General features: G+C 36.8%; 20 protein-coding genes. 15 read left to right on the top strand and 5 right to left on the bottom strand.

Annotated elements, in window-relative coordinates; translation table 11 throughout:
* Positions 1 to 407: 407 nt before the first annotated feature.
* The 8 genes from ACFFGL_RS10005 to ACFFGL_RS09970 all read left to right on the top strand — a co-directional run bounded on the left by ACFFGL_RS10005 (position 408) and on the right by ACFFGL_RS09970 (position 8,532).
* Positions 408 to 1,727: a T9SS type A sorting domain-containing protein gene (locus ACFFGL_RS10005; protein ID WP_309726436.1), complete on the top strand. Its 1,320-nt coding sequence runs from the start codon at positions 408 to 410 to the stop codon at positions 1,725 to 1,727.
* A gap of 161 nt (positions 1,728 to 1,888) precedes the next feature.
* Positions 1,889 to 2,401 carry a hypothetical protein gene (locus tag ACFFGL_RS10000; RefSeq protein ID WP_309726438.1) on the top strand — a complete coding sequence of 171 codons (513 nt, stop codon included), beginning with the start codon at positions 1,889 to 1,891 and terminating at the stop codon, positions 2,399 to 2,401.
* 579 nt (positions 2,402 to 2,980) lie between these two features.
* Entirely contained in the window at positions 2,981 to 4,195 is a 1,215-nt protein-coding gene (locus ACFFGL_RS09995) for a T9SS type A sorting domain-containing protein (protein WP_309726440.1), read from the top strand.
* Between the two features lie 49 nt (positions 4,196 to 4,244).
* On the top strand, positions 4,245 to 5,510 hold the full coding sequence (locus ACFFGL_RS09990; RefSeq protein ID WP_309726442.1) for a T9SS type A sorting domain-containing protein: 1,266 nt from the start codon (positions 4,245 to 4,247) through the stop codon (positions 5,508 to 5,510).
* Between the two features lie 44 nt (positions 5,511 to 5,554).
* A complete protein-coding gene (locus tag ACFFGL_RS09985; RefSeq protein ID WP_309726444.1) occupies positions 5,555 to 6,097 on the top strand; it encodes a hypothetical protein in 543 nt (180 codons plus the stop codon).
* 142 nt (positions 6,098 to 6,239) lie between these two features.
* Entirely contained in the window at positions 6,240 to 6,644 is a 405-nt protein-coding gene (locus ACFFGL_RS09980) for an outer membrane protein (protein ID WP_378928495.1), read from the top strand.
* A 61-nt stretch (positions 6,645 to 6,705) separates the two neighbouring features.
* Complete coding sequence (locus ACFFGL_RS09975) at positions 6,706 to 7,272, top strand: hypothetical protein (protein WP_309726445.1); 567 nt, start codon at positions 6,706 to 6,708, stop codon at positions 7,270 to 7,272.
* A gap of 84 nt (positions 7,273 to 7,356) precedes the next feature.
* Complete coding sequence (locus tag ACFFGL_RS09970) at positions 7,357 to 8,532, top strand: hypothetical protein (RefSeq protein ID WP_309726446.1); 1,176 nt, start codon at positions 7,357 to 7,359, stop codon at positions 8,530 to 8,532.
* Positions 8,533 to 8,971: 439 nt separating this feature from the next.
* Here ACFFGL_RS09970 and ACFFGL_RS09965 read toward each other — a convergent pair whose 3' ends face one another.
* Positions 8,972 to 9,748 (bottom strand): amidohydrolase, encoded by a 777-nt coding sequence (locus tag ACFFGL_RS09965; protein WP_309726448.1) that lies wholly within the window; start codon positions 9,746 to 9,748, stop codon positions 8,972 to 8,974.
* A gap of 316 nt (positions 9,749 to 10,064) precedes the next feature.
* Here ACFFGL_RS09965 and ACFFGL_RS09960 point away from each other — a divergent pair, with 316 nt between their 5' ends.
* The 3 genes from ACFFGL_RS09960 (at position 10,065) to ACFFGL_RS09950 (ending at position 12,261) form a co-directional block, all read left to right on the top strand.
* The gene (locus tag ACFFGL_RS09960; RefSeq protein WP_309726450.1) at positions 10,065 to 10,796 is read left to right on the top strand and encodes a ferritin-like domain-containing protein; all 732 of its coding nucleotides are present in this window, start codon (positions 10,065 to 10,067) and stop codon (positions 10,794 to 10,796) included.
* Between the two features lie 42 nt (positions 10,797 to 10,838).
* Complete coding sequence (locus tag ACFFGL_RS09955; protein WP_309726452.1) at positions 10,839 to 11,684, top strand: ferritin-like domain-containing protein; 846 nt, start codon at positions 10,839 to 10,841, stop codon at positions 11,682 to 11,684.
* 112 nt (positions 11,685 to 11,796) lie between these two features.
* Positions 11,797 to 12,261 (top strand): CBS domain-containing protein, encoded by a 465-nt coding sequence (locus ACFFGL_RS09950; protein WP_309726454.1) that lies wholly within the window; start codon positions 11,797 to 11,799, stop codon positions 12,259 to 12,261.
* On the opposite strand, the gene ACFFGL_RS09945 is transcribed toward ACFFGL_RS09950, so the two are convergent.
* On the bottom strand, positions 12,258 to 13,160 hold the full coding sequence (locus tag ACFFGL_RS09945; RefSeq protein WP_309726456.1) for a histone deacetylase family protein: 903 nt from the start codon (positions 13,158 to 13,160) through the stop codon (positions 12,258 to 12,260). The two genes, ACFFGL_RS09950 and ACFFGL_RS09945, sit on opposite strands and share 4 nt — an antisense overlap.
* A gap of 10 nt (positions 13,161 to 13,170) precedes the next feature.
* On the bottom strand, positions 13,171 to 15,231 hold the full coding sequence (metG, locus tag ACFFGL_RS09940) for a methionine--tRNA ligase (protein ID WP_309726458.1): 2,061 nt from the start codon (positions 15,229 to 15,231) through the stop codon (positions 13,171 to 13,173).
* Between the two features lie 99 nt (positions 15,232 to 15,330).
* Here metG and ACFFGL_RS09935 point away from each other — a divergent pair, with 99 nt between their 5' ends.
* On the top strand, positions 15,331 to 16,230 hold the full coding sequence (locus tag ACFFGL_RS09935) for a S66 peptidase family protein (protein WP_309726460.1): 900 nt from the start codon (positions 15,331 to 15,333) through the stop codon (positions 16,228 to 16,230).
* An 11-nt stretch (positions 16,231 to 16,241) separates the two neighbouring features.
* Complete coding sequence (locus ACFFGL_RS09930) at positions 16,242 to 16,601, top strand: YraN family protein (protein WP_309726462.1); 360 nt, start codon at positions 16,242 to 16,244, stop codon at positions 16,599 to 16,601.
* Here the strand turns inward: ACFFGL_RS09930 and ACFFGL_RS09925 are convergent.
* Complete coding sequence (locus tag ACFFGL_RS09925) at positions 16,590 to 17,234, bottom strand: helix-turn-helix domain-containing protein (RefSeq protein WP_309726464.1); 645 nt, start codon at positions 17,232 to 17,234, stop codon at positions 16,590 to 16,592. The two genes, ACFFGL_RS09930 and ACFFGL_RS09925, sit on opposite strands and share 12 nt — an antisense overlap.
* 87 nt (positions 17,235 to 17,321) lie before the next feature.
* The gene (gene mfd / locus ACFFGL_RS09920) at positions 17,322 to 20,705 is read right to left on the bottom strand and encodes a transcription-repair coupling factor (protein ID WP_309727150.1); all 3,384 of its coding nucleotides are present in this window, start codon (positions 20,703 to 20,705) and stop codon (positions 17,322 to 17,324) included.
* A 109-nt stretch (positions 20,706 to 20,814) separates the two neighbouring features.
* On the opposite strand from mfd, the gene ACFFGL_RS09915 reads away from it, so the two are divergent.
* Both ACFFGL_RS09915 and ACFFGL_RS09910 read left to right on the top strand, forming a co-directional pair.
* Entirely contained in the window at positions 20,815 to 21,210 is a 396-nt protein-coding gene (locus ACFFGL_RS09915) for a DoxX family protein (RefSeq protein ID WP_309726466.1), read from the top strand.
* Between the two features lie 3 nt (positions 21,211 to 21,213).
* Positions 21,214 to 21,990 (top strand): SDR family NAD(P)-dependent oxidoreductase, encoded by a 777-nt coding sequence (locus ACFFGL_RS09910; protein ID WP_309726468.1) that lies wholly within the window; start codon positions 21,214 to 21,216, stop codon positions 21,988 to 21,990.
* Positions 21,991 to 22,013 lie beyond the last annotated feature (23 nt).

The following is a 22,013-nucleotide window of genomic DNA, read 5'->3' as shown; positions in this document are numbered from 1 at the left end:
TTTGTTACAATAGTGAAGGCATTTAAAAAAAAGTGCAAGTATCTGTTACAATAGTGAAAGCCTTCCGCCTCGGCACACTACTATTTTTGGAACCACAAACGCAAAGGGAATCCTAAATTTTGAAAAAACACAAGTGCAAAAAAAAATCAGAAATCTCTTTAGGTCACCTTCAGGAGCAGGACATTTATATCAATGTGGATTATATAGAGAAAGGGGATCACAAATTGAACATAGTACATAAAAACAAGGTGGTAGCGCAGGTATCTTTTCACATAAAATAAAGTGGATTTTCCCTATCGTACTGACTAGTCATTGAGGTATGGCTTAAAAATATTTGAAAAACAGAAAAACCAATAACCAACAAACAATTTAATAATTAAAACACAATAAACTTTTAAAACCTAAACATGATGAAACTTAAAAAGTACCCCACAACAACAATAATAAATACCCCTTATGGCAAAATCAAACAAATAGGGCTTGTCTTATGGGCACTTGTTTTTACTATAACGCTTTCTGCTCAAGATGTGTATGTGGCCGGTTATGACAATTATGGTTCATCCGATATTGCTCAAATTTGGGAAGGAGATGGCACCACGGAAAACCTTACCAGTGGAAACGAAACTGCGAGGGCCACGGACATATTTATCTATGAGGGCGACCAATATGTTTCAGGATATGAAGATGACGGTAATCATTACGTTGCCAAAATCTGGAAAAATGGAACGCCACAAGACCTTACCGACGGATCTCAAAGAGCTTATGCCCAATCTGTATTTGTTGCTGATGGTGATGTATATGTGGCAGGATATGAGGACAACGGAACAAACGATGTTGCCAAACTATGGAAAAACGGGAACCCACAAAACCTGACCGATGGATCTCAAAATGCACATGCCGAATCTGTATTTGTTGCTGATGGTAATGTATATGTCATTGGTACTGAATATGATTACAGTGTGGATGGCAATTATGTGGATGCTGTTGCTAAAATCTGGAAAAACGGTACCGCACAAGACCTTACTGACGGCACCAATTATGCTTACATCGAATCTGTATTTGTTAACAATGGGGATGTGTATGCCGCTGGCCGGGAATCCAACGGCACCAATTATATCGCCAAACTATGGAAAAATGGGAACCCGCAAAACCTGACCGACGGATCTTCACGGGCTTCTGCCAATTCCGTATTTATTAACAATGGTGATGTGTACGTGGTAGGCTATGACGGAGACGATCCCATGCTTTGGAAAAATGGCGTAGGCGAAATCCTAAATACCAATAGTGCTTTTGACGGAGCAAGGGCCTATTCAGTATATGTTTCAGGGAATGATGTCTATGTGGCAGGGACCTCATCTGCCAGTAATGGTTCTCAAAATTGTAGTTTCGCTACGTTTTGGAAAAATGGATATATTGATTTTATCAGTCAAGCTTGCCCAGATAACACGGCAATGTATTCCGTAGTTGTGGACGATGGCCAGTTGGGCGTTGACACTGTTTCAGGCTTGCAAAACAACCTTGCCCTGTACCCCAACCCGGTACAGGACGTGCTGTACATCAATGTCCAAGAGCCTACTGGCTTACAACTGTATAACTTACAAGGTCAATTACTGCAAGAAATAGAAGCCGGGCAAAATACCCAAATAAATATGAGCGGCTTGGCCGCGGGCGTTTATTTTATAAAGGACCTAAACGGAGGTACCAGCCACAAAGTGGTAAAAGAATAAGAATAAAGAGGATTGGCCATTTTTGGGGAAAGATAGCAGATGGTAGGGAACCCTGCCGTACCAGATTATCAGGCGGTAAGGCTCAAAACCCCTATCGTTGCTACTTTTCTCAAAGATCACTACTGAATAAATACGCAATACGAATTCATAAAACCAATATCATGGCATTAGACAATTTAATAAGCATCAGCTTTACCGAAGCAGAACTGGACCAAATAAACCAGAGCATTGCCCAGCTCAATCAGGCACTGGAAGGCAAGGTGGTCAACCTCACGCCTGAAGAGCGACAACAATACGGCTCTGTGGCCGACCGAAATAAAATACTGGTCAACAAGTGCAAGGACTATATGGAGCAAGCTCCGGAGACCCTGCCCGGCACGGTGGACAAAGCTGAGTTTGATGCCGATTATGTGGCACGCAAGCAATTGGAAAGCCCTTTTCGCGCACTCAACCGCATTGCAGAAAAATTGAGCGATACCAAGATATTGTTGGATCACGACAATTTTCACAACGCCATAGCCTATTACCGGTATATAAAATACCTGGCAGGGCAAAACGAACCCGGTACCACCAGTATATACCAAGACCTGAAAAAGCACTACCAAAACACCGGTACTGCCAACCGTGGCGACGATAAGCCTACGGAAGAAGACACTGAAAACGAGACCTTATAACCAAACACATAGCGTTCTTTTTCAGCAGATAAATAAGTTGTAAACATAGTTTAACAAAATGATGACTTTACCTAAAATAACAGCCCAGCTGCCCTTCAACAGAGGGCAAGCAGGCCTTTCCAACCGCATGCAGGCAGTAGGACAACCCATTATGGGCAGTTCAAGAATAGAGGGCAGGCGGTTCACAAAAACCTACCACCGGTCAACCAACGGTCTAGAAGCCTTACTGACAGTGCCTTTGGACAGTTGTATAACCTACCGGGGGCGGTTGGGGACCACCCTTACCCAGGTAAAAAACCTCACGGAAGGAGATGGCGAAGCGCCTAAAGGAAGCTTGCCCAACTGCCTGCAGTCACTTGCAGGACAGCCGTTAGGCAGTATTATAAGGGCCTCTAAGGGTAAAACGACCTGCTGATGCCCCGTTCCGAAATATTCAATGGGACATTTTGGATCCCTACCGCAAGAAAACAAGGAACAATGAATACCGAAAAGCAGAAAATGAACAATTAACTATTGAACAATAATAAACATAATTAAAACATGCCTTTCCCCAAGCTTTAGCATTAAAAACAAACAACAATGAAAACAAGTACAAAACAATACAGAATTTTACTGGTAAGCTTCTTTATAGGCTTATGTAGCACCGTCTTGACCGCCCAAGACATCTATGTAGCCGGCAACGAATATCAAGGAGCTGCCAAACTATGGACAAACGGCACTCCGCAAGACCTGACCGATGGTGTCAATTTTGGCAACGCTTGGTCCGTATTTGTTGATGACGGCGATGTATATGTAGCAGGTACTGAAGAAAATAATACGGGGATAAGAGTAGCCAAACTCTGGATAAACGGTACCCCACAAAGCTTAACCGATGGGACTCTAAATGCGGAAGCCCGTTCTGTCTTTGTATATAACGGTAATATATATGTCGCTGGAGATGAGTCCGGTACCGCAAAACTCTGGACAAACGGCACTCCACAAGACCTAACCGATGGTGCCACTTATGGCAGGGCTTCTTCCGTATATGTAGATAACGGCGATATCTATGTAGCAGGAAAAGAAGGGGATATTGCCAAAGTATGGAAAAATGGCAGCCCACAAGACCTGACCGATGGTACTCAAAGTGCTGAAGCCCTTTCTGTTTTTGTGGATAACGGTGATGTATATGTGGCAGGAAAGGAATTCAATGGCACAAATAATATAGCCAAACTATGGACAAACGGCACCCCGCAAGACCTGACCGATGGTACCGATGATGCCTATGCCAAATCTGTCTATGTTGCTAACGGCAATGTATATGTTGCAGGAAATGAATTTAACAACGGGACAGGAAAAGCCAAACTCTGGAAAAACGATAACCCACAAAGCCTAATACTTGATAATCAAGGAAGTAGTGATGCAAAATCTGTCGTTGTATATAACAGCGATGTCTATGTAGCAGGAGAAGAAGGGAATCTTGTTAAAGTATGGATAAACGGCACCCCACAAACCATAAGTGATGGCTCTACTTATGCCTATGCCTACTCTGTATTTGTAACCAATAGTTTAGGCGTGTCAGATATGACAGAAAATCATTTTACCCTGTACCCCAATCCGGTACAGGACATCTTGCACGTAGAGATCCCATTGGGCAATATCCAAAAAACAAGCCTCTTTTCCATCACCGGCCAACGCCTAAAAACCTGGAAAGGAAAAACCGATGTCAATTTATCACAATTTGCCCCCGGAAGTTATTTTGTAAAAATCACCGCACAAGATGGCAAAACCGTGGTAAAGCAAGTGGTTAAGAAATAAGGATAAAAAAACAACATTCAATTTCCAACAGTCTAAAAACCAAAAAACAATGAAAACAACTACAAAACAATACAGAATTTTACTGGTAAGCCTGCTTATAGGTTTATGTAGCACCGTCTTGAACGCTCAAGATGTATATGTAGCCGGGTATGAAAACAATGGAACAAATGATGTAGCCATGCTATGGAAAAATGGAACGCCACAAACCCTTAGCGATGGTACAAACTCTGCTACTGCCCGGTCAGTATTTGTTTCCGGCAGTGATGTCTATGTGGCGGGCTATGAAGACAATGGTACAAATTATGTAGCTACGCTGTGGAAAAACGGAACGCCACAAACTCTTACCGATGGTACAAACCAGGCCACTGCCCAATCGGTATTCGTTTCCGGCAGTGATGTCTATGTGGCGGGATTGGAATCGAATGGTACAAATTTAGTAGCTACGCTTTGGAAAAACGGGACACCACAATATCTTACCAATGGTGCAAACGACGCTCAAGCCATTTCGGTATTTGTTTATGGCAGCGATGTATATGTGGCCGGGTATGAAGACAATGGTAGCAGTTATGTGGCCATGTTATGGAAGAACGGGACACCACAAGGTATTACCGATGGTACAAACGGTGCCGTTGCCCAGTCGGTATTTGTTTCCGGTAATGATGTATATGTGTCTGGCAATGAGTATAATGGCACTCATGATGTAGCTAAAATATGGAAAAACGGCACCCCACAAATCCTGACCGATAGCACTAACAATGGTGTTGCTCCGTCAGTATTCGTTTCCGGCAGTGATGTGTATGCGGCAGGCTATGAAACGGACTACTCAGATTATGTCGCCAAGTTATGGAAAAACGGTATGCCGCAGTCCTTGAACCTTGGATCGAACAATTCTTCTACCATTTCGGTCTATGTTTCCGGGAGCGATGTGTATTTGGCTGGTTATGAAAGTAACGGCACAAATGATGTAGCTACGCTGTGGAAAAACGGAATCCCACAAGACCTGACCAACGGTTCTAACAATGCTGCTGCAGCTTCGGTATTTGTGGATGATGGGCAGCTGGGTACTGAAGAAATCATAGCAACCCCCCAAAACAACATAACCCTGTACCCTAACCCCACACAAGATATCTTGCACGTAAAAACTAAAGATGACAACATTCAAAAAATCGACCTCTTTTCCATGACCGGCCAGCGTTTAAAAAGCTGGGAAGGGAAATCTGAAATCAATATGGCTCAGTTTTCACCTGGAAGTTATTTTGTAAAGATCACCACAGGCATGGAACAAACCGTGGTCAAACAGATTGTCAAAAAGTAATTAAAAAAAAGGAAGCCTTGACAAAGCTTTATAAACTAGAAACCATGAAAAAAACAATTGTCTTTTTTGTTATTATACTGGCTGTTTTAGCGTGTAAAAATTCAGAAAAATCCTCTACAGAGGAGATGCAAGAGGTAGAAATGACTGCCCACAGCAAAGTAAATCAATCCCCTTGCGAGTTGCTGACTGATGCTGAAATAAAAAAAGCATTGGCCATTCCTGCAGATGCCGAAACGAGCAAGGTTAAAAAAAACACCACATACCCTGCCTGTTTTTACAAATGGGAATCCATAACGTTCCCTTATGAAGTCTTTAATCGCCACATGACCAATCGACCTGCTGAAATGAGCATTGTATGGGCCATTAACGTAAATAAGAAACTGTACAAGCAATCCATCGCTGTTTATAAGGATGGCGAAGCGATTGATAACGTGGGCGAGATGGCAATCTGGAGTGAAAAAATGGGTCAAATTACCTTTTTAAAAGGTGGAAATTTAATTCATGTGAAAGCAGAAATCTCTGCTGACAACGCTTTTAATAAAGCTAAATCCATTAAAGTGGCCAAGCTTTTTGCCAACAAACTCTAACTTAATTTTTAAACTAAATATAAACTCTATTATGAAAACAAAAAAATTATTTTTAGCCACCCTATTATTTTTTGCAGGCTTAATGGTCTCGCAGGCGCAAATCGATACCCGTATTGGTGCTGAACTTGCCTAAGGTACCGAAATTGAAAACGTTGGTATTGGTGCCAACGCAGAGTTTGGCGTGCTCGATAACCTCAGTATTTCGCCAAGTTTTATATACTACTTACCTAAAGAAGAAAGCTTTATTACGGTAAACTGGTGGGAAATCAACGGAAATGTAAACTATTACTTTATCCAGGACGAGGATTTTCACCTGTACGGATTGGGAGGTTTAAATTATACCAATGTGAGCGTAGATGCAGACCTAGACCTTGGTGAGCTGGGCAATTATTCCAGTGATGCTTCCGATGGAAGGTTTGGCCTTAACCTGGGCGCTGGCGCCAATCTGGACTTGGGCAGTAACATTATGCCTTTCGCAGAATTGAAGTATGTGATTATAGACGGCTGCCAGCACGAGCTGTCCGCCGGTGTAAAATTCAATATTTAAAAACAATACAATTAGGATCATTGAACTCCCCTAAAAACTATTAAAAATCCAAAATTATATTATGAAAACTTTAAAATCAACACTTATGGCCCTTTTGGTAATAAGTGTATTCTCATGCAGTAAAGATGATGACGGCCCAAACCCTGATAATCCTGACGATAATGGGGAAAGCTCGTACACCATAACGGTAAACGGTACAGAATATTCCAATTCTTGGGATTCAGAAGGAGATTCTGGAGGTCAATCATTGTTCAGTACCTATACTGAAAACAGTGCTGGAAATAAAGCATTGTCATTATTTCTTTCTGATGAAGAAAATACAGTTGCGATAGAAGCTGACTTAACATTAAAGAATAATGGTCAACCCTATCAGATATCAAATTCCCCTGAAGGATGGGACGAAGATTCAGAATTTTCTTCCGTAATAATATTAATAGGTGATAAAGATTATGGAGGGGTGTCGGGCACGGTCACAATAGCCAATTTAAAAACGAAAAATATAACCGGGGAAGCCGGAACTGCAACGTACGATTTGGAATTGGAAGGCAGTTTTGATGACCTCAACTCGGAAGAAGAGGGGGTTCAAGTTACGGTCACCTTTCATATTCAACCCAATCATATTGAATAGTTAAAAAAACAAGATTATTTAACTCTCCTAATAATATTTAAAAAATTCAAAATTATGAAAACAATACAATTAACATTCAAAACAATGCTATTCCTGCTACTCGCAGGTTCGACTTTAATAAGTTGTAGTAAAGATGACAGCCCCGGCGAAGACCCCATAATGGAACCCATGGTCTTGGAATGCAATTCTTTTAAAAACAATAACCCAGATGTTATTTCTGTACTAGAAAACAGGGGTGACGGGGTAGATTATATTATTGACTGTGTAATCTCTGTTGAGATTGATTTAGTAATAGAACCAGGAGTAGTAATTGAATTTACAGAGGCAACAGGAATGAAGATTAAAGAAGACGGTTCTGTAAATGCTGTTGGAACATTGGGACAAAAAATAAAATTTACCGGCGCTTCTAAAGTAAAAGGGTCTTGGAAAGGAATTATTTCTGAAAGTCAAAGTGTAAAAAATCGCTTTGAACAAGTCGATATTTTCTACGCTGGGGATAGCGGTTTAAGTGGCAATAACGAAGTGGGAAGCTTGATTTTAGACCCCGGTGCTTATTTTAGACTAAAATTCGTAAACATTCAGCACAGCACAAGTTATGGTATTACTGCAACGTGGTATGATTATGATGTGGAAATGAATGACTGCGTAGTTAATGACAGTGATTTGCCCATTTATGCTACAGCGAATCTTGCCAGTCATATTGTCGGTGGAAACTTTACGGGAAACACAACAAATGCCATCCGCTTAAAAAGTGATGCAGGACCTAGAAAAATTAGCACTCCGCAAACCTGGACAGCCTTAAGCGTACCCTATAGAATGGCCAATACCTTAGTAATCGAAGACGGTGCAATTTTAACAATACAGCCTGGTGTTATAGTCGAATTTGAAGATACCAAGGGAATCACTATTGATAAGAGCTTTGATGATGGAAGTGCCCTAAAGGCAGAAGGAGCTCCAGATAATCCTATTGTTTTTACCGGTGTTACCAAAACTCCAGGCGCTTGGAGTGCAATTTCCATACGTCGAACCTCTTCCGTACAAAATATAATAGACAATGTTATAATTGAATATGCTGGTGGTTCTGGTTCTGGTGGTGGTATTGAGATGTGGGTAGATCCAGTATTAACAGTTACCAACACAACCTTCAAAGATATTAGTGCTTGCGCGTTGTATAACCGTTATGGGTCAACAAATCCAAATCTTACAGAAAGCAATAATTCTACAGAAAATGTAAGTGGAGGATATATGTGCAATGGATGAAAATAACTAAAACTCAAAACAGTATTGTAGACGATAATATGCAAAAGGTCTTCATGATCAATCAGAATAAAATAATTTGACCTTGGACGGAACCCCAAAATTATTCTCTTTTGATGTAGTAGTCAATCCCTATAATCATTAATATTATAGATAAATAAAAAATTCCATTAAATTTTTCCCCTATACCAATTTCAAATGAAGTTGGTGTAGGTTTTTTATAAAGAAAAACTCTACACTAAGTTTATCTAATTCTTTTGATTTATCTTATTACATCAAATTATTAAAAATACTTGTATAGTTTTGAGAAAACAAGATTGTGCATATGTATCAAGAAAAACCAAAAATACTGAAAATCAAAACAATAAACACAGCCCATCGGTCTATAATTATTTATACAAAAGTTTTACTATTCGCCCAAATTGGGATTTTACCGAAACTTTTATTTTAAAGTAAATTCATCTCGATCTCTTAAAAACCCAAATTTTTCTCGTGTTTGCTGTAAATTAGTTTTACTTAAAGTGATTGTTTCAGAAAAAATAGCTTCATAATTTTTGGTCGATTGGTGTTTACCTAACATATCATAAACAGCCGAATGACCAGAATACGCGTGACCATTACCATCTTCTCCTATTCTGTTTACACCAATTACGTAACTCATATTTTCAATCGAACGCGCACGTAAAAGCGCATCCCAAGCAAAGGTTCGTTTGGCCGGCCAATTGGCTACATAAATTAGCAAATCGTAATCTTCAGTATTTCTTGACCAAACTGGAAAACGTAAATCATAACAAATTAAAGGACAGATTTTAAAACCTTTATAGTCTACAATTAATTTTTCTTTTCCCGAACTATATGTGTGTTGTTCTCCCGCTAGGGTAAAAAGATGTTTTTTATCGTAAAATTTATAAGAACCATCGGGGAAGATAAAATACAAGCGATTGTAATAGTTGCTATTCTCTTTAATTATTAAACTTCCCGTAAGGGCGATGTTTTTGGAAATAGCAGTTTCACACATCCAAGAAAAAGATTCTCCATCGGTATTTTCGGCGAGCTTTTCAGCATTCATTGAAAAACCGGTAGAAAACATTTCTGGGAGAATAATTAAACCTGTCGGTTGATCTAACTCTTCTATTTTTTGAGTAAACATCTGCAAGTTAGCAGAAGCGTCTTCCCAAAATAATTCTGTTTGAATAAGGCTTACACGTAATTCTTCCATACTTAAAACTACAATTTTCTAGTAGAATAAAAACATTCTTTACAAATATTTCTATTCGGTTCGAAGTTTTATGTTATACCCATTTTATTTTTCAAAACGTAAACTAATATTAGGATTTACATAAAATCCAATAATGTTGATTTCTCAAAAAAATAATTTAACAATTGTTAATTTATTTAAAATGAAAATTATAAAATGCTAAATATTTAAATTATTAACTCTTTTTAACATGGCATAACAAATATTTAACCCTTCAACGAAAACCATATTTAGATTCTCTGCGTAGATTTCCTGTAGATCAACAAAACTTAGTATTATGAAAAACAAAAAAATTAAAGTAGAGGAAGCTGTTTCTCAAGGAAATAGCCGGAGAAGATTTCTAAAAATGAGTGGACTCGCAGTCGCGGGTACGGGTTTTCTCTTAAGTTGTAGTGAAGATGACGATTTTAGAGATCCCACTCCAGATCCAGATACGTTCGATTTAGGAGCTGGGGATTTAGGCGTTTTAAATTATGCGTACGCCTTAGAGCAATTAGAAGCGGAATTTTATACTCGTGTGCTTAACGGCAGTTATTGGTCCGGAGCTTCAATGGAAGAAAAAACTATTCTTAAAGATCTTTATAACCACGAAGTAAATCATAGAGAATTTTTTAAAGCAGCATTGACAGCAAATTTCGATGCTAATGTTATTTTACCTGCAGAATTAGAATTCGATTTTTCAAGTGTAGATTTTAATAACAGAAACTCTGTATTAACTACTGCTCAAACCTTAGAAGATACTGGTGTAAAAGCTTATAATGGAGCTGGAAAATTAATTGAAACAGCTGCATATTTAGTTATTGCGGGTAAAATTGTTTCAGTAGAAGCAAGACATGCTGCTGCAATCCGAAGCATTAGAGGTGGCGATATGGATAATTTTAAATTATTCGCGGGAGATGATATTATTGATACTGAAACAGGATTAGATGGCGCAGAAAACCCATCTGTAATTATTCAAGCTGCAGGTGGATTTATCAAAACTCCATTCACTGCAAATGAATTGCCATAAGATTAGGCAATTAATTAAATCTTTAACTTTAAAAAAAACATTATGAGTATTATAAAATTTTTAGATGAATTTACTTCAGAAAATCTGAATAAAAAGACATCATCCAGAAGAGACGCTTTAGGAACATTTAGTAATTTAGGTAAAAAAGCAGCATTAGCTTCAATTCCTTTTGGATTAGCTTCTATGTCTAATAAGGCAAAAGCTGCAACTATGTTTCAAACTAATGATGCTGTCGGTGCATTACAATTAGCATTAACCTTAGAATATTTAGAAGCTGACTTTTATTTAAAAGCACTTAATTCAAACGTATTAGATGAAGATACTTCAGGTAAAGCAAATGCAATATATGAGCAAATTTCTATGCACGAATCTGCTCACGTTACACTATTAGAAGATACATTAATGAGTTTAGGAGAAACTCCAGTTGATGAACCCACATTTGATTTTACGGTAGGTGGTACTTTTGATCCATTTAACGAAAATGGTGCAGGTCAAGCAACTGCTTACGCTCAACTTTTAGCATTAGCACAAGCTTTTGAAGATACAGGTGTAAGAGCTTATAAAGGACAAGCTGGAGCTTTAATGGGTAATGATCAATTACTTACTGCTGCTTTACAAATTCACTCCGTTGAAGCACGTCACGCTTCAGAAATTAGAAGACTAAGAGGTCTTCAAGGATGGATTACGAGAGATAACAGAGGGCCAAATATGCCACCACAAACTCAAGCTGTTTATAATGGTGAAGAAAACTTAACTCAAGGTGGAGTTGATGTATCTACATTAGGTGACGGCGATCCTTTTTCAATTGATGCATCTACACAAGCGTACGACGAAATTTTAACGGGATCTGAAGCAGAAACAATTGCTAGTTTGTTTATTCAATCCTAATAATTAACTGCTAATTATATATTCAAAAAGCGTTCTTGTTATCGAGAACGCTTTTTTATTTCTAAAATAAATATAAAATACTTATATTTAATAAGTTATAAAATTTTCAATTATGGGTATTAAAAGCTTCCAAGGAAAACGAATTACAGAAGACACATTGTCTGAAAATATAAAAGTTGAAGATTTTATGACCCGAGATATATTTGTTTTTAAAAAAGGACAACCTATTCTGGAAGTTATGGAAAATTTGATAAAAAACAGAATTTCTGGTGGGCCGGTCGTCAATGATAAAAATGAACTAATCGGAATTATTTCTGAAGGCGATTGTATTAAACAAATTTCAGAATCACGCTATTACAATCAACCTATGGAGAATATGAAAGTTGAAGATTATATGGCAACTTCGGTGGAAACGGTTGCTCCCGATATGCATTTATTTGATGTTGCAAATAAATTTTTAAGTCTACGAAAAAGAAGGTTTCCGGTTTGTGATCAAGGAAAATTGGTTGGACTAATCAGTCAAAAAAATATTTTAAAAGCTGCTTTAGAATTGCAAGGCTATAATTGGAAAAGCTAAAAATAAATTTCTTGCGCTAACCGATATGTATTTGCGTGTGCTTCAACAATATGTTTTATTTCTTCAGAATAACCGCCACCCATACTACATTCAACTGGTAAATTTTGATTTTTCAAGGTTTCTAAAACAAAACGATCTCTTTTTTTGCAGCCTTCAATACTTAAACTCAATTTCCCTAATTTATCCGTAGCCAATACATCTACACCACTTAAATAAAAAACAAAATCAGGCTTTACTTTTTCTATTAAATCGGGTAATATATTTTTCAAAATTTTAAGATATTCTTTATCATTCGTTTCATTAGGTAAAGCAATATCTAAATCTGATTTTTCCTTTTTAAATGGAAAGTTTTTTTCACCGTGCATTGAGAATGTAAATACAGAATCATCATCGGAAAAAATTTCTGCCGTTCCATTGCCTTGATGCACATCTAAATCGACAATTAAAATTTTCTCGGCTAATTTTTTTTGCTGAAGATAACGCGCTGCAATGGCTTGATCGTTCAACATACAAAAACCTTCGCCGCGATTAGAATAAGCGTGATGCGTTCCGCCGGCGATATTCATCGCGATTCCATATTCTAAGGCAAATTTTGCAGCCTGAATGGTTCCGCCGGCAATTAATCGTTCACGATAAACCAACTCGCGCGAAAGTGGAAAACCGGTTCTTCTTATTTCTTTCTGACTTAGTTTTAAATTCAGGAAATCATAATAATACTCAGCATCGTGAACGGCTAAAATATATTTATCATTCGGAATTTCAGGTTCAAAAAAATTTTCTTCACTACAAGTTCCTTCATGTAATAATTGCTGCGGAAGCAACTCATACTTTTCCATTGGGAAACGATGTTTGGGCGGTAACGGATAAACGTAACTTGAGTCGAAAGCGATTTTGAGCATAGCAAAATTCTTAACTAATCACCGTTCCACTTTTCACATTGTTTTCATCTGGATTGACGAACACTAATTTTCCTTCAGCATTTTCGGTCATTAAAATCATTCCTTCGCTTAAAGTTCCGCGCAATTTTATCGGTTTTAAATTAGCGACCACGCTCACTTTTTTACCTACAATTTCTTCGGGCTTAAAATGTTCTGCAATACCTGAAACGATGGTTCTTTTATCAATTCCCGTATCTACCTTTAAGATCAATAATTTTTTCGCTTTCGGCATTTTTTCAGCTTCAATAATAGTTCCGACACGTAAATCGAGTTTGGTAAAATCATCAAATTCAATCAATTCTTTCTGCGGAATTACTTCTTCAGCTTCCGTGTTATTTGCTTTTTTAGTAGCTTCTAATTTATCGAGTTGTTTTTGAATTTCTTCATCTTCAACTTTCGCAAATAGTAATTCTGCTTTACCAATTTGGTGACTTTCTTTTAGTAAAGCTTTTTCAGTAGAAATATCGTCCCAAGAATACACAGTCTCACCTAAATTTAAAATTTTGCTCAATTTTTTTGAAGTAAATGGCAAAAATGGTTCGCTTAAGGTTGCCAAAGCCGAAGCAATTTGAAGCGCGACATACATCACAGTTTTCGTGCGCTCTTTATCAGTTTTAAAGGTTTTCCACGGTTCTTCATCGGCTAAATATTTATTTCCTAAACGCGCCACATTCATCATTTCGGCTTGGGCTTCACGGAATCTATATTTTTCAATAGAGCTTGAAATTACCGCCGGATAAGCTTTTAATTCAGCTAAAGTTTGCTCATCTATTTCGTTTAAATCCGCTGGAACAGGAATTTTTCCGTCATAATATTTATTCGTCAGCACCACAACTCTGTTGATGAAATTGCCGAAAATGGCGACTAATTCGCTATTATTTCTTTGCTGAAAATCTTTCCACGTAAAATCATTATCTTTTGTTTCCGGTGCATTTGCCGTTAATACATAACGCAACACGTCTTCTTTACCTGGGAAATCTTCTAAATATTCGTTCAACCAAACCGCCCAATTTCTAGAAGTTGATAATTTATTTCCTTCTAAATTTAAAAATTCGTTCGCAGGAACATTATCGGGTAAAATGTAACTTCCTTCGGCTTTTAACATTACCGGAAAAATAATACAGTGAAATACGATATTGTCTTTCCCGATAAAATGAACCAACTTGGTGTCTTCATCTTTCCAGTATTTTTCCCAATCGGTATTTTTGCGTTCTGCCCATTCTTTTGTTGCTGAAATATAACCGATCGGAGCATCAAACCAAACGTAAAGTACTTTTCCATCGCCACCTTCAACCGGAACAGGAATACCCCAATCTAGATCGCGGGTTACCGCACGCGGGCGTAATCCATCGTCTATCCACGATTTGCATTGCCCGTAAACATTAGGTTTCCAATCTTTTTTATGCTCTTTTAAAATCCATTCTTTTAACCAAGGTTCGTATTCATCTAAAGGTAAAAACCAGTGGCGTGTTTCTTTTAACACCGGTTTTGCACCTGTAATTGCCGATTTCGGATTTATTAGATCGGTGGCATTATGCGAGGTTCCACATTTTTCACATTGGTCGCCGTAACTTTCTTCAAAACCACATTTTGGGCAAGTTCCTACCACAAAACGATCGGCTAAAAATTGTTTTGCTTCTTCATCATATAATTGGTCGGTGACTTCTTCAATAAACTTTCCTTCTTCATATAATTTCTTAAAAAAAGCTGAAGCCGTTTTATGGTGCGTTTCTGAAGAAGTACGCGAATAATTATCGAAATTTATCCCGAATTCTTGAAAAGATTTTCTGATAATTCCATCGTATTTGTCAACAATATCTTGCGGCGTAACGCCTTCCTTTTTTGCTTTAATTGTAATGGGTACACCGTGTTCATCGCTTCCGCAAACAAAAACTACGTCTTTTCCCATTTTCTTTAGGTAACGTGTATAAATATCAGCAGGAACGTAAACGCCTGCTAAATGCCCGATATGAATTGGACCGTTAGTATACGGTAAAGCCGCGGTAATTGTATATCTTTTTGGTGTACTCATTTCTTAAATTTTAAGGCGTAAAGGTAAGAAAATGGGAAGATTTTAGCGCGATTTAATGTGAAGGGATTTTTGTACTTTTAAAAAAACAGTTTAGTTTCTATGAAAAAGCCAACTAGCTTAAAAAAAAATGATAAAGTAGCCATTTTAGCTACAGCACGAAAAGTTAAAAAAGAAGAATTACAACCTGCAATAAAATTGTTAGAAAGCTGGAATTTAATTTCGGTAATTGGTTCTAGCATTGGCTTAGAAGAACATCAATTTGCCGGAAATGATGAAGAACGTGCAGACGATTTTCAGCAACAGTTAGACAATCCGGAAATTAAAGCGATTTGGTGCGCAAAAGGCGGTTATGGAACCGTTCGCATTTTAGATAAAATAGACTTTTCAGCATTCAAGAAAAATCCGAAATGGATTATTGGCTATAGTGATGTTACGGCTTTACATTCGCACATTCACAACTTCGAGATTGCTACACTTCATGCGCAAATGTGTTTAGGTTTAGATACCAAATCTAAAGCAAGCCGAGAAAGCTTGAGAAAAGCACTTTTTGGAGAAAAAATTCAGTATAATTTTAAAGCTTCAAAATTGAATAGGTTAGGAAAAGCTAAAGGTAAAATTATTGGTGGAAATTTATCGGTTCTCTATTCCCTCTGCGGAAGTAATTCCGCTCTCAAAACTGATGGAAAAATTCTTTTTCTAGAAGATCTCGACGAATATTTATATCATATCGATAGAATGATGCAAAACTTAAAACGCAACGGAATGTTAGAAAATCTTGCCGGTTTAATTATTGGCGGAATGAGCGATATGAATGATAATGAAATCCCATTCGGAAAAACTGCGGAAGAGATAATTGCTCAAACTGTAGCTAACTATAATTTCCCTGTAGCGTTTAATTTTCCGGCGGGTCATATTGAAAATAACCAAGCAATTATTTTAGGAAAAGAAATCGAATTAATAGTTTCAGAAGAAGAATCAATAGTAAATTATATTGATTAAAATTGTTTTGAATGGCGCAACACAACGAACTTGGTAAAAAAGGAGAACAATTAGCGGTAGATTTTCTACAGCAAAAAGGATACAATATTTTAGAACGTAATTTTCGATATCAAAAAGCGGAAGTTGACCTTATTGCGCAAAAGGATGACACGATTTGCGCGGTAGAAGTAAAAACCCGAAGTACGCCTGAATTTGGCAATCCACAAGATTTTGTAAAACCTCAACAAATTCAACGTCTTATTACCGCAATGGATTTTTATATTCAACAAAATGGATTAAATGCTGAAGTCCGTTTTGATATTGTCGCGATCATTAAAAATAAACTCGGAACTCGTATTGAACATCTAGAAGATGCTTTTTTATTTTTTTAAGAAACTTATCGCAGGAAAATAATTTACATCTTTCTTTTTACTTATTCTAATTGTATTATAAATAGCAAAGAAAATTATATAAGCATATAAAAACGCACCGAAAATATATAAATACAAGAAAACTCCAAATGGATCCACACCTTTAATAAACCCACTAGCGCCGTAAGAATCTACTTCCCAGTTTTCCATTTTCAGCAGAATGAAAATTAAAGAACTTAAACAAGTAAAAATAAAAAGAAGAGAGATTGTTAACTGAAAATTTAAAATTTTCTTTCCTTCTTTAGCTATTTTTTTAGATTCATTTTTTTTAGTGATCCATAAAATCCAAGGAACCAAAATATTTATAAACGGAAATATTAAAACACTTATTGGCGCTAAATGTAAAGCCAATAAATATCCTGAATAGATTTCTTCTGGTTTTGCTGAAGTATTTTTTTCTTCAATTAAATCTTTAATTTCAACTTCTAATGCTTCAGCTAACAACCGCAACGTTTCTCCTCTAGCTTTAGAATTTCCTTGTTCTATTCGCTGAATGGTTCGTAAACCTAAACCGGATTTTTGAGCTAATTTTTCTTGCGAATAACCTTTTTCATTTCTTAATCGCTTAATTTTTTTAGCTTCTAATTGTGGCATTTTTTATGGATTAATTTCTATGACAAACCTAAGGAGAATCAACTAAAAAAATTACGCCATCCTAACGCCAAACTTACGTCTTTCAGATTACTGAGCTATTTCTTTTTCAACTTTCGTGCGAAAATCCAAGGGTTTTAAAACTTTTAAAGCTTTTTCAACTGAAGTGATTTTATCAAAAGTTAGTAAAAGTCTTAAACCGTTACGGGTTTGTTTTTCTTTCATTTTACAAGATTGCGGATGACTTTGCACGTATTGTAAAACTTTAGTAAAGGTTTGTGTTTGATAAAATCTAGATTGCTGATCTGCAATAAAATAGCCTACAAATTTTCCTTTTTTCAAAATTACCCGTTCCAATCCAATGGCTGAAGCAATCCATTTTATTCTCACGCTGTTTAACAAATCGATTGCTTGGGTTGGTAAATCGCCAAACCTATCGGTTAATTCTGCTTCAAATTTTTGCAATTCTTCTTCCGAAGAAAGATTGTTGAGTTTTGTATATAAATTTAAGCGTTCGGTAATATTATTGATGTAATCATCAGGGAATAAAATCTCGAAATCGGTATCGATTTGTGTTTCTTTTACAAATACTTTTTCTTCAACATTTTCTTGATCGGCGTAGAGTTCTTTAAATTCATTCTCCTTTAATTCCTCAATCGCTTCACTTAAAATTTTCTGATACGTATCGAAACCTATTTCATTTATAAATCCGCTTTGTTCGCCGCCTAATAAATCTCCCGCACCACGAATTTCTAAATCTTTCATCGCGATATTGAAACCACTTCCTAATTCTGAAAATTGTTCTAAAGCGGTAATTCTTTTTCGCGCATCGTCGGTCATTGCAGAATAGGGTGGCGTGATAAAATAACAAAATGCTTTTTTGTTGCTTCGTCCAACTCTTCCGCGCATCTGGTGTAAATCTGATAAGCCAAAGTTATTCGCATTATTTATAAAAATAGTGTTAGCGTTGGTTACATCAAGTCCGCTTTCAATAATTGTAGTTGAAACCAGCACGTCAAATTCATTATTCATAAAACTGAGCATTAATTTCTCGAGTTTTTTTCCTTCCATTTGTCCGTGACCAATTCCTATTCTAGCATCGGGAACCAAACGTTGAATCATTCCGGCGACTTCCTTAATATTTTCAATTCTATTATGAATAAAAAATACTTGTCCACCACGCTGAATTTCATATGAAACCGCATCGCGAATACTATCTTCAGAAAAACGAATTACATGGCTTTCGATTGGATAACGATTTGGCGGCGGCGTAGTAATAGTCGATAAATCGCGCGCTGCCATTAAACTGAATTGAAGCGTTCTCGGAATTGGAGTTGCTGTTAAGGTTAGCGTATCTACATTTTCCTTAATCGTTTTCAATTTATCTTTTACAGCGACACCAAATTTCTGTTCTTCATCAACAATTAGTAAACCCAAATCTTTAAACTTTACCGCTTTATTTACCAATTGATGTGTTCCGATAATAATATCTACACGCCCGTTTTCTAAATCTGCTAAAGTTTCGCGGCGTTCTTTTGCAGTTCTAAATCGGTTGAGGTAATCTATCGTGACCGGAAAATCTTTTAATCGCTCAGAAAATGTTTGGTGATGCTGAAATGCTAAAATAGTTGTCGGCACCAACACCGCTACTTGTTTTCCATTATCAACCGCTTTAAAAGCCGCACGAATGGCAACTTCTGTCTTTCCGAAACCAACATCACCACAAACCAAACGATCCATCGGGCGTTCATTTTCCATATCTTCTTTTACCGCTTGTGTCGCCGTGCTTTGGTCTGGCGTATCTTCATAAATAAAAGAAGCTTCTAATTCGTGCTGCAAATACGTATCGGGACCGTAAGCGAAACCTTTTTGCAAACGACGCTTGGCGTATAATTCAATTAAATTATAAGCAATATGTTTTACGCGCGCTTTGGTTTTCTTTTTAAGCGATTTCCAGGCATTGCTACCGAGTTTATAGATTTTTGGAGCTTTCCCGTCTTTTCCGTTATACTTCGTGATTTTATGAAGCGAATGAATACTGAGGTATAAAATATCGCGTTCGCCATAAATCAATTTTATCGCTTCTTGCTGTTTTCCTTCAACATCAATTTTTTGAAGTCCGCCAAACTTTCCAATTCCATGGTCAATATGCGTTACATAATCGCCAACTTCTAAATTAGTGAGTTCTTTTAAAGTTATCGCTTGTTTTTTAGCGTACCCATTTTTAAGATGAAATTTATGATAACGCTCAAAAATTTGATGATCGGTATAACAAACTAATTTCGCGTCTTCATCAATAAAACCTTGAAACATAGAAAACACCACAGTTTGGTATTTTACTTCTTGTTCCTGATCATCAAAAATATCGTGAAAGCGTTTTGCTTGTTGTTCGCTTACGCAAGCAATATAATTGGTGTAACCTTTTTGATTATTTTCAATTAAATTCTGAATTAATAAATCGAATTGTTTATTGAATGAAGGTTGTGGTTTTGCTTGGTAGGCAATACTTTTAGAAGGATTTAAAAAAGCTTGGTTGCCTAATTCTACCGTAGAAAAATCTAAAAGTTGTTTTCTAATTAACGAAGAATCGCAAAATAATTCTTTCGGTTCACTTTGTTTTACTTCTGAAGAAAGTTGTGCAAAAGCTTCTTCCGCTTTTTTAAATAATTTATCGAGTTGAGCCGAAAATAAATCGAGATTTTTAATAAAAACCACTGTTTTTGAAGCGATGTATTTTAAAAAACTCTCCCGAATTTCATCTAAATGCTTATTCTCAACATTCGGCATCACCGAAATTTTCTTGACTTTATCGGTAGAAAGTTGGGTTTCTACATCGAAACTTCGAATGCTGTCTACTTCATCACCAAAAAATTCAATTCGATACGGTTCATCATTACTAAACGAAAACACGTCGATTATTCCACCGCGAACAGAAAATTCACCTGGTTCAGTTACAAAATCTACGCGTTTAAATTTATATTCAAATAAAACTTCGTTTACAAAATCGATGGAAAGTTGATCGTTCAACGCGATTTTCAACGTACTTCTGTCAAGCTCTTTCCGGGTAACCACTTTTTCAAAAAGTGCATCGGGATATGTAACAATTATTGCTGGTTTTTTTCGGGAATTTATCCGATTTAAAACCTCAGCCCGAAGCAACACATTCGCATTATCGGTTTCTTCAATTTGATAAGGTCTGCGATAACTGCCGGGATAAAACAACACATTTTTTTCTCCGATAAGTTGCTCTAAATCGTTTAAATAATAAGCCGCTTCTTCTTTGTCATTAAAAATTAACAAATACGGTTTGTCACTTTCTTTAAAAGCGTTGGCTAATACAAAAGAAAGCGAAGAACCAATTAAGCCTTTTAGGTGAATTTTTAAACGATCTTCTTTAGATTGGGCAATAGCGTTTTGCAATTCCTGCTGCTGCGGGAGCTGTGCAAAGCTTTGGGCGATAACTGTTTTACTCATTGCCGCAAAGATAAAATCTTTCATTTATAAAATTTACTCCCAATCATTTTTTATCATTTCCATAACATAGAAACCGTAGGTAGTTGGTTAATTTCATACAAAAATTTAAATGTCTAATCACCAACTTGCCTTTTTACTCGCCAGGATTACCTTAGGAATCAACTTTTTCCTGCATGGTTTGATACGTATTCCAAAGTTGGAAAAATTTGTAAGCGGAATTGCAGAAGGTTTTCAAGAAAGTATGCTGCCACAATTTCTAGTAGAAATGTTTGCATACGGAATTCCTTTCATCGAAATTATTTTAGGATTTCTCTTAGTTTTCGGAATTGTATCTCGAAAATCACTCTGTGCAAGTGCTGTTTTCATCATAATTTTAATTAGTGGTTGCGCATTAAAAGAAGATTGGAATGCAGTGGCGACACAAATGCTATACGCTTTATTCATTTTTTTCTTACTGAAAAATCTAGAGTCTGAAGTTTGGGCAATTGGTAAAAAAGAAAAATAAATCATGGATTTACAACTGAAAAATAAAAAAGTTTTCATCTCCGGTTCAACTAAAGGAATTGGTTTTGCAGCTGCAAAAATAATTGCAAGAGAAGGCGCAGAAGTTATTATAAACGGAAGTTCGCAAGATTCCGTAAACGAGGCATTAGCTAAGTTGAAAAAAGAAACCGAAAACAAAAAAATTAGCGGAATTCCGTGTGATTTCTCAAAAACTGAAGAAATTAAGTCCCTTATAAAAAAACTTGGTAGCGTAGATGTTTTAGTCAACAATGTTGGGATTTTTAAAAACAAAGATTTTTTTGATACCACCGATGAAGACTGGCAAAATTTTTACAATTTAAATGTAATGAGCGCAGTTCGATTAAGTCGCGCGTTAATGCCAAAAATGCTAGAAAATAATTGGGGGCGAATCCTGTTTATTTCCAGTGAAAGTGCGTTAAATATTCCTGTAGAAATGATTCACTACGGAATGACAAAAACTGCTTTATTATCAATTTCCAGAGGCTTGGCAGAACTTACAAAAAGTTCTAATGTAACCGTAAACAGTATTCTTCCCGGCCCGACAAAAACGGAAGGCTTGGTGAGTCAAATTCCCGATGATAAATCGTTTGAAGAATTTGAAAAAGAATTTTTTAAAAACGATCGCCCAACTTCCATTTTACAACGTTTTGCCGATCCTGACGAAGTCGCCCAATTAATCGCTTATGTTTCTAGTCCGCTATCTTCGGCTACTAATGGCGCGAGTTTACGCGTAGAAGGTGGCGTGGTAAAACATATTTAATAATTCAACTGAAAAATAAAATT

The organism is Mesonia maritima (assembly GCF_042433895.1).
Taxonomy (GTDB): Bacteria; Bacteroidota; Bacteroidia; order Flavobacteriales; family Flavobacteriaceae; genus Mesonia; species Mesonia maritima.
Note: the sequence above shows the minus strand (reverse complement) of the source record. Positions and strands in the feature narration are given on the sequence as shown.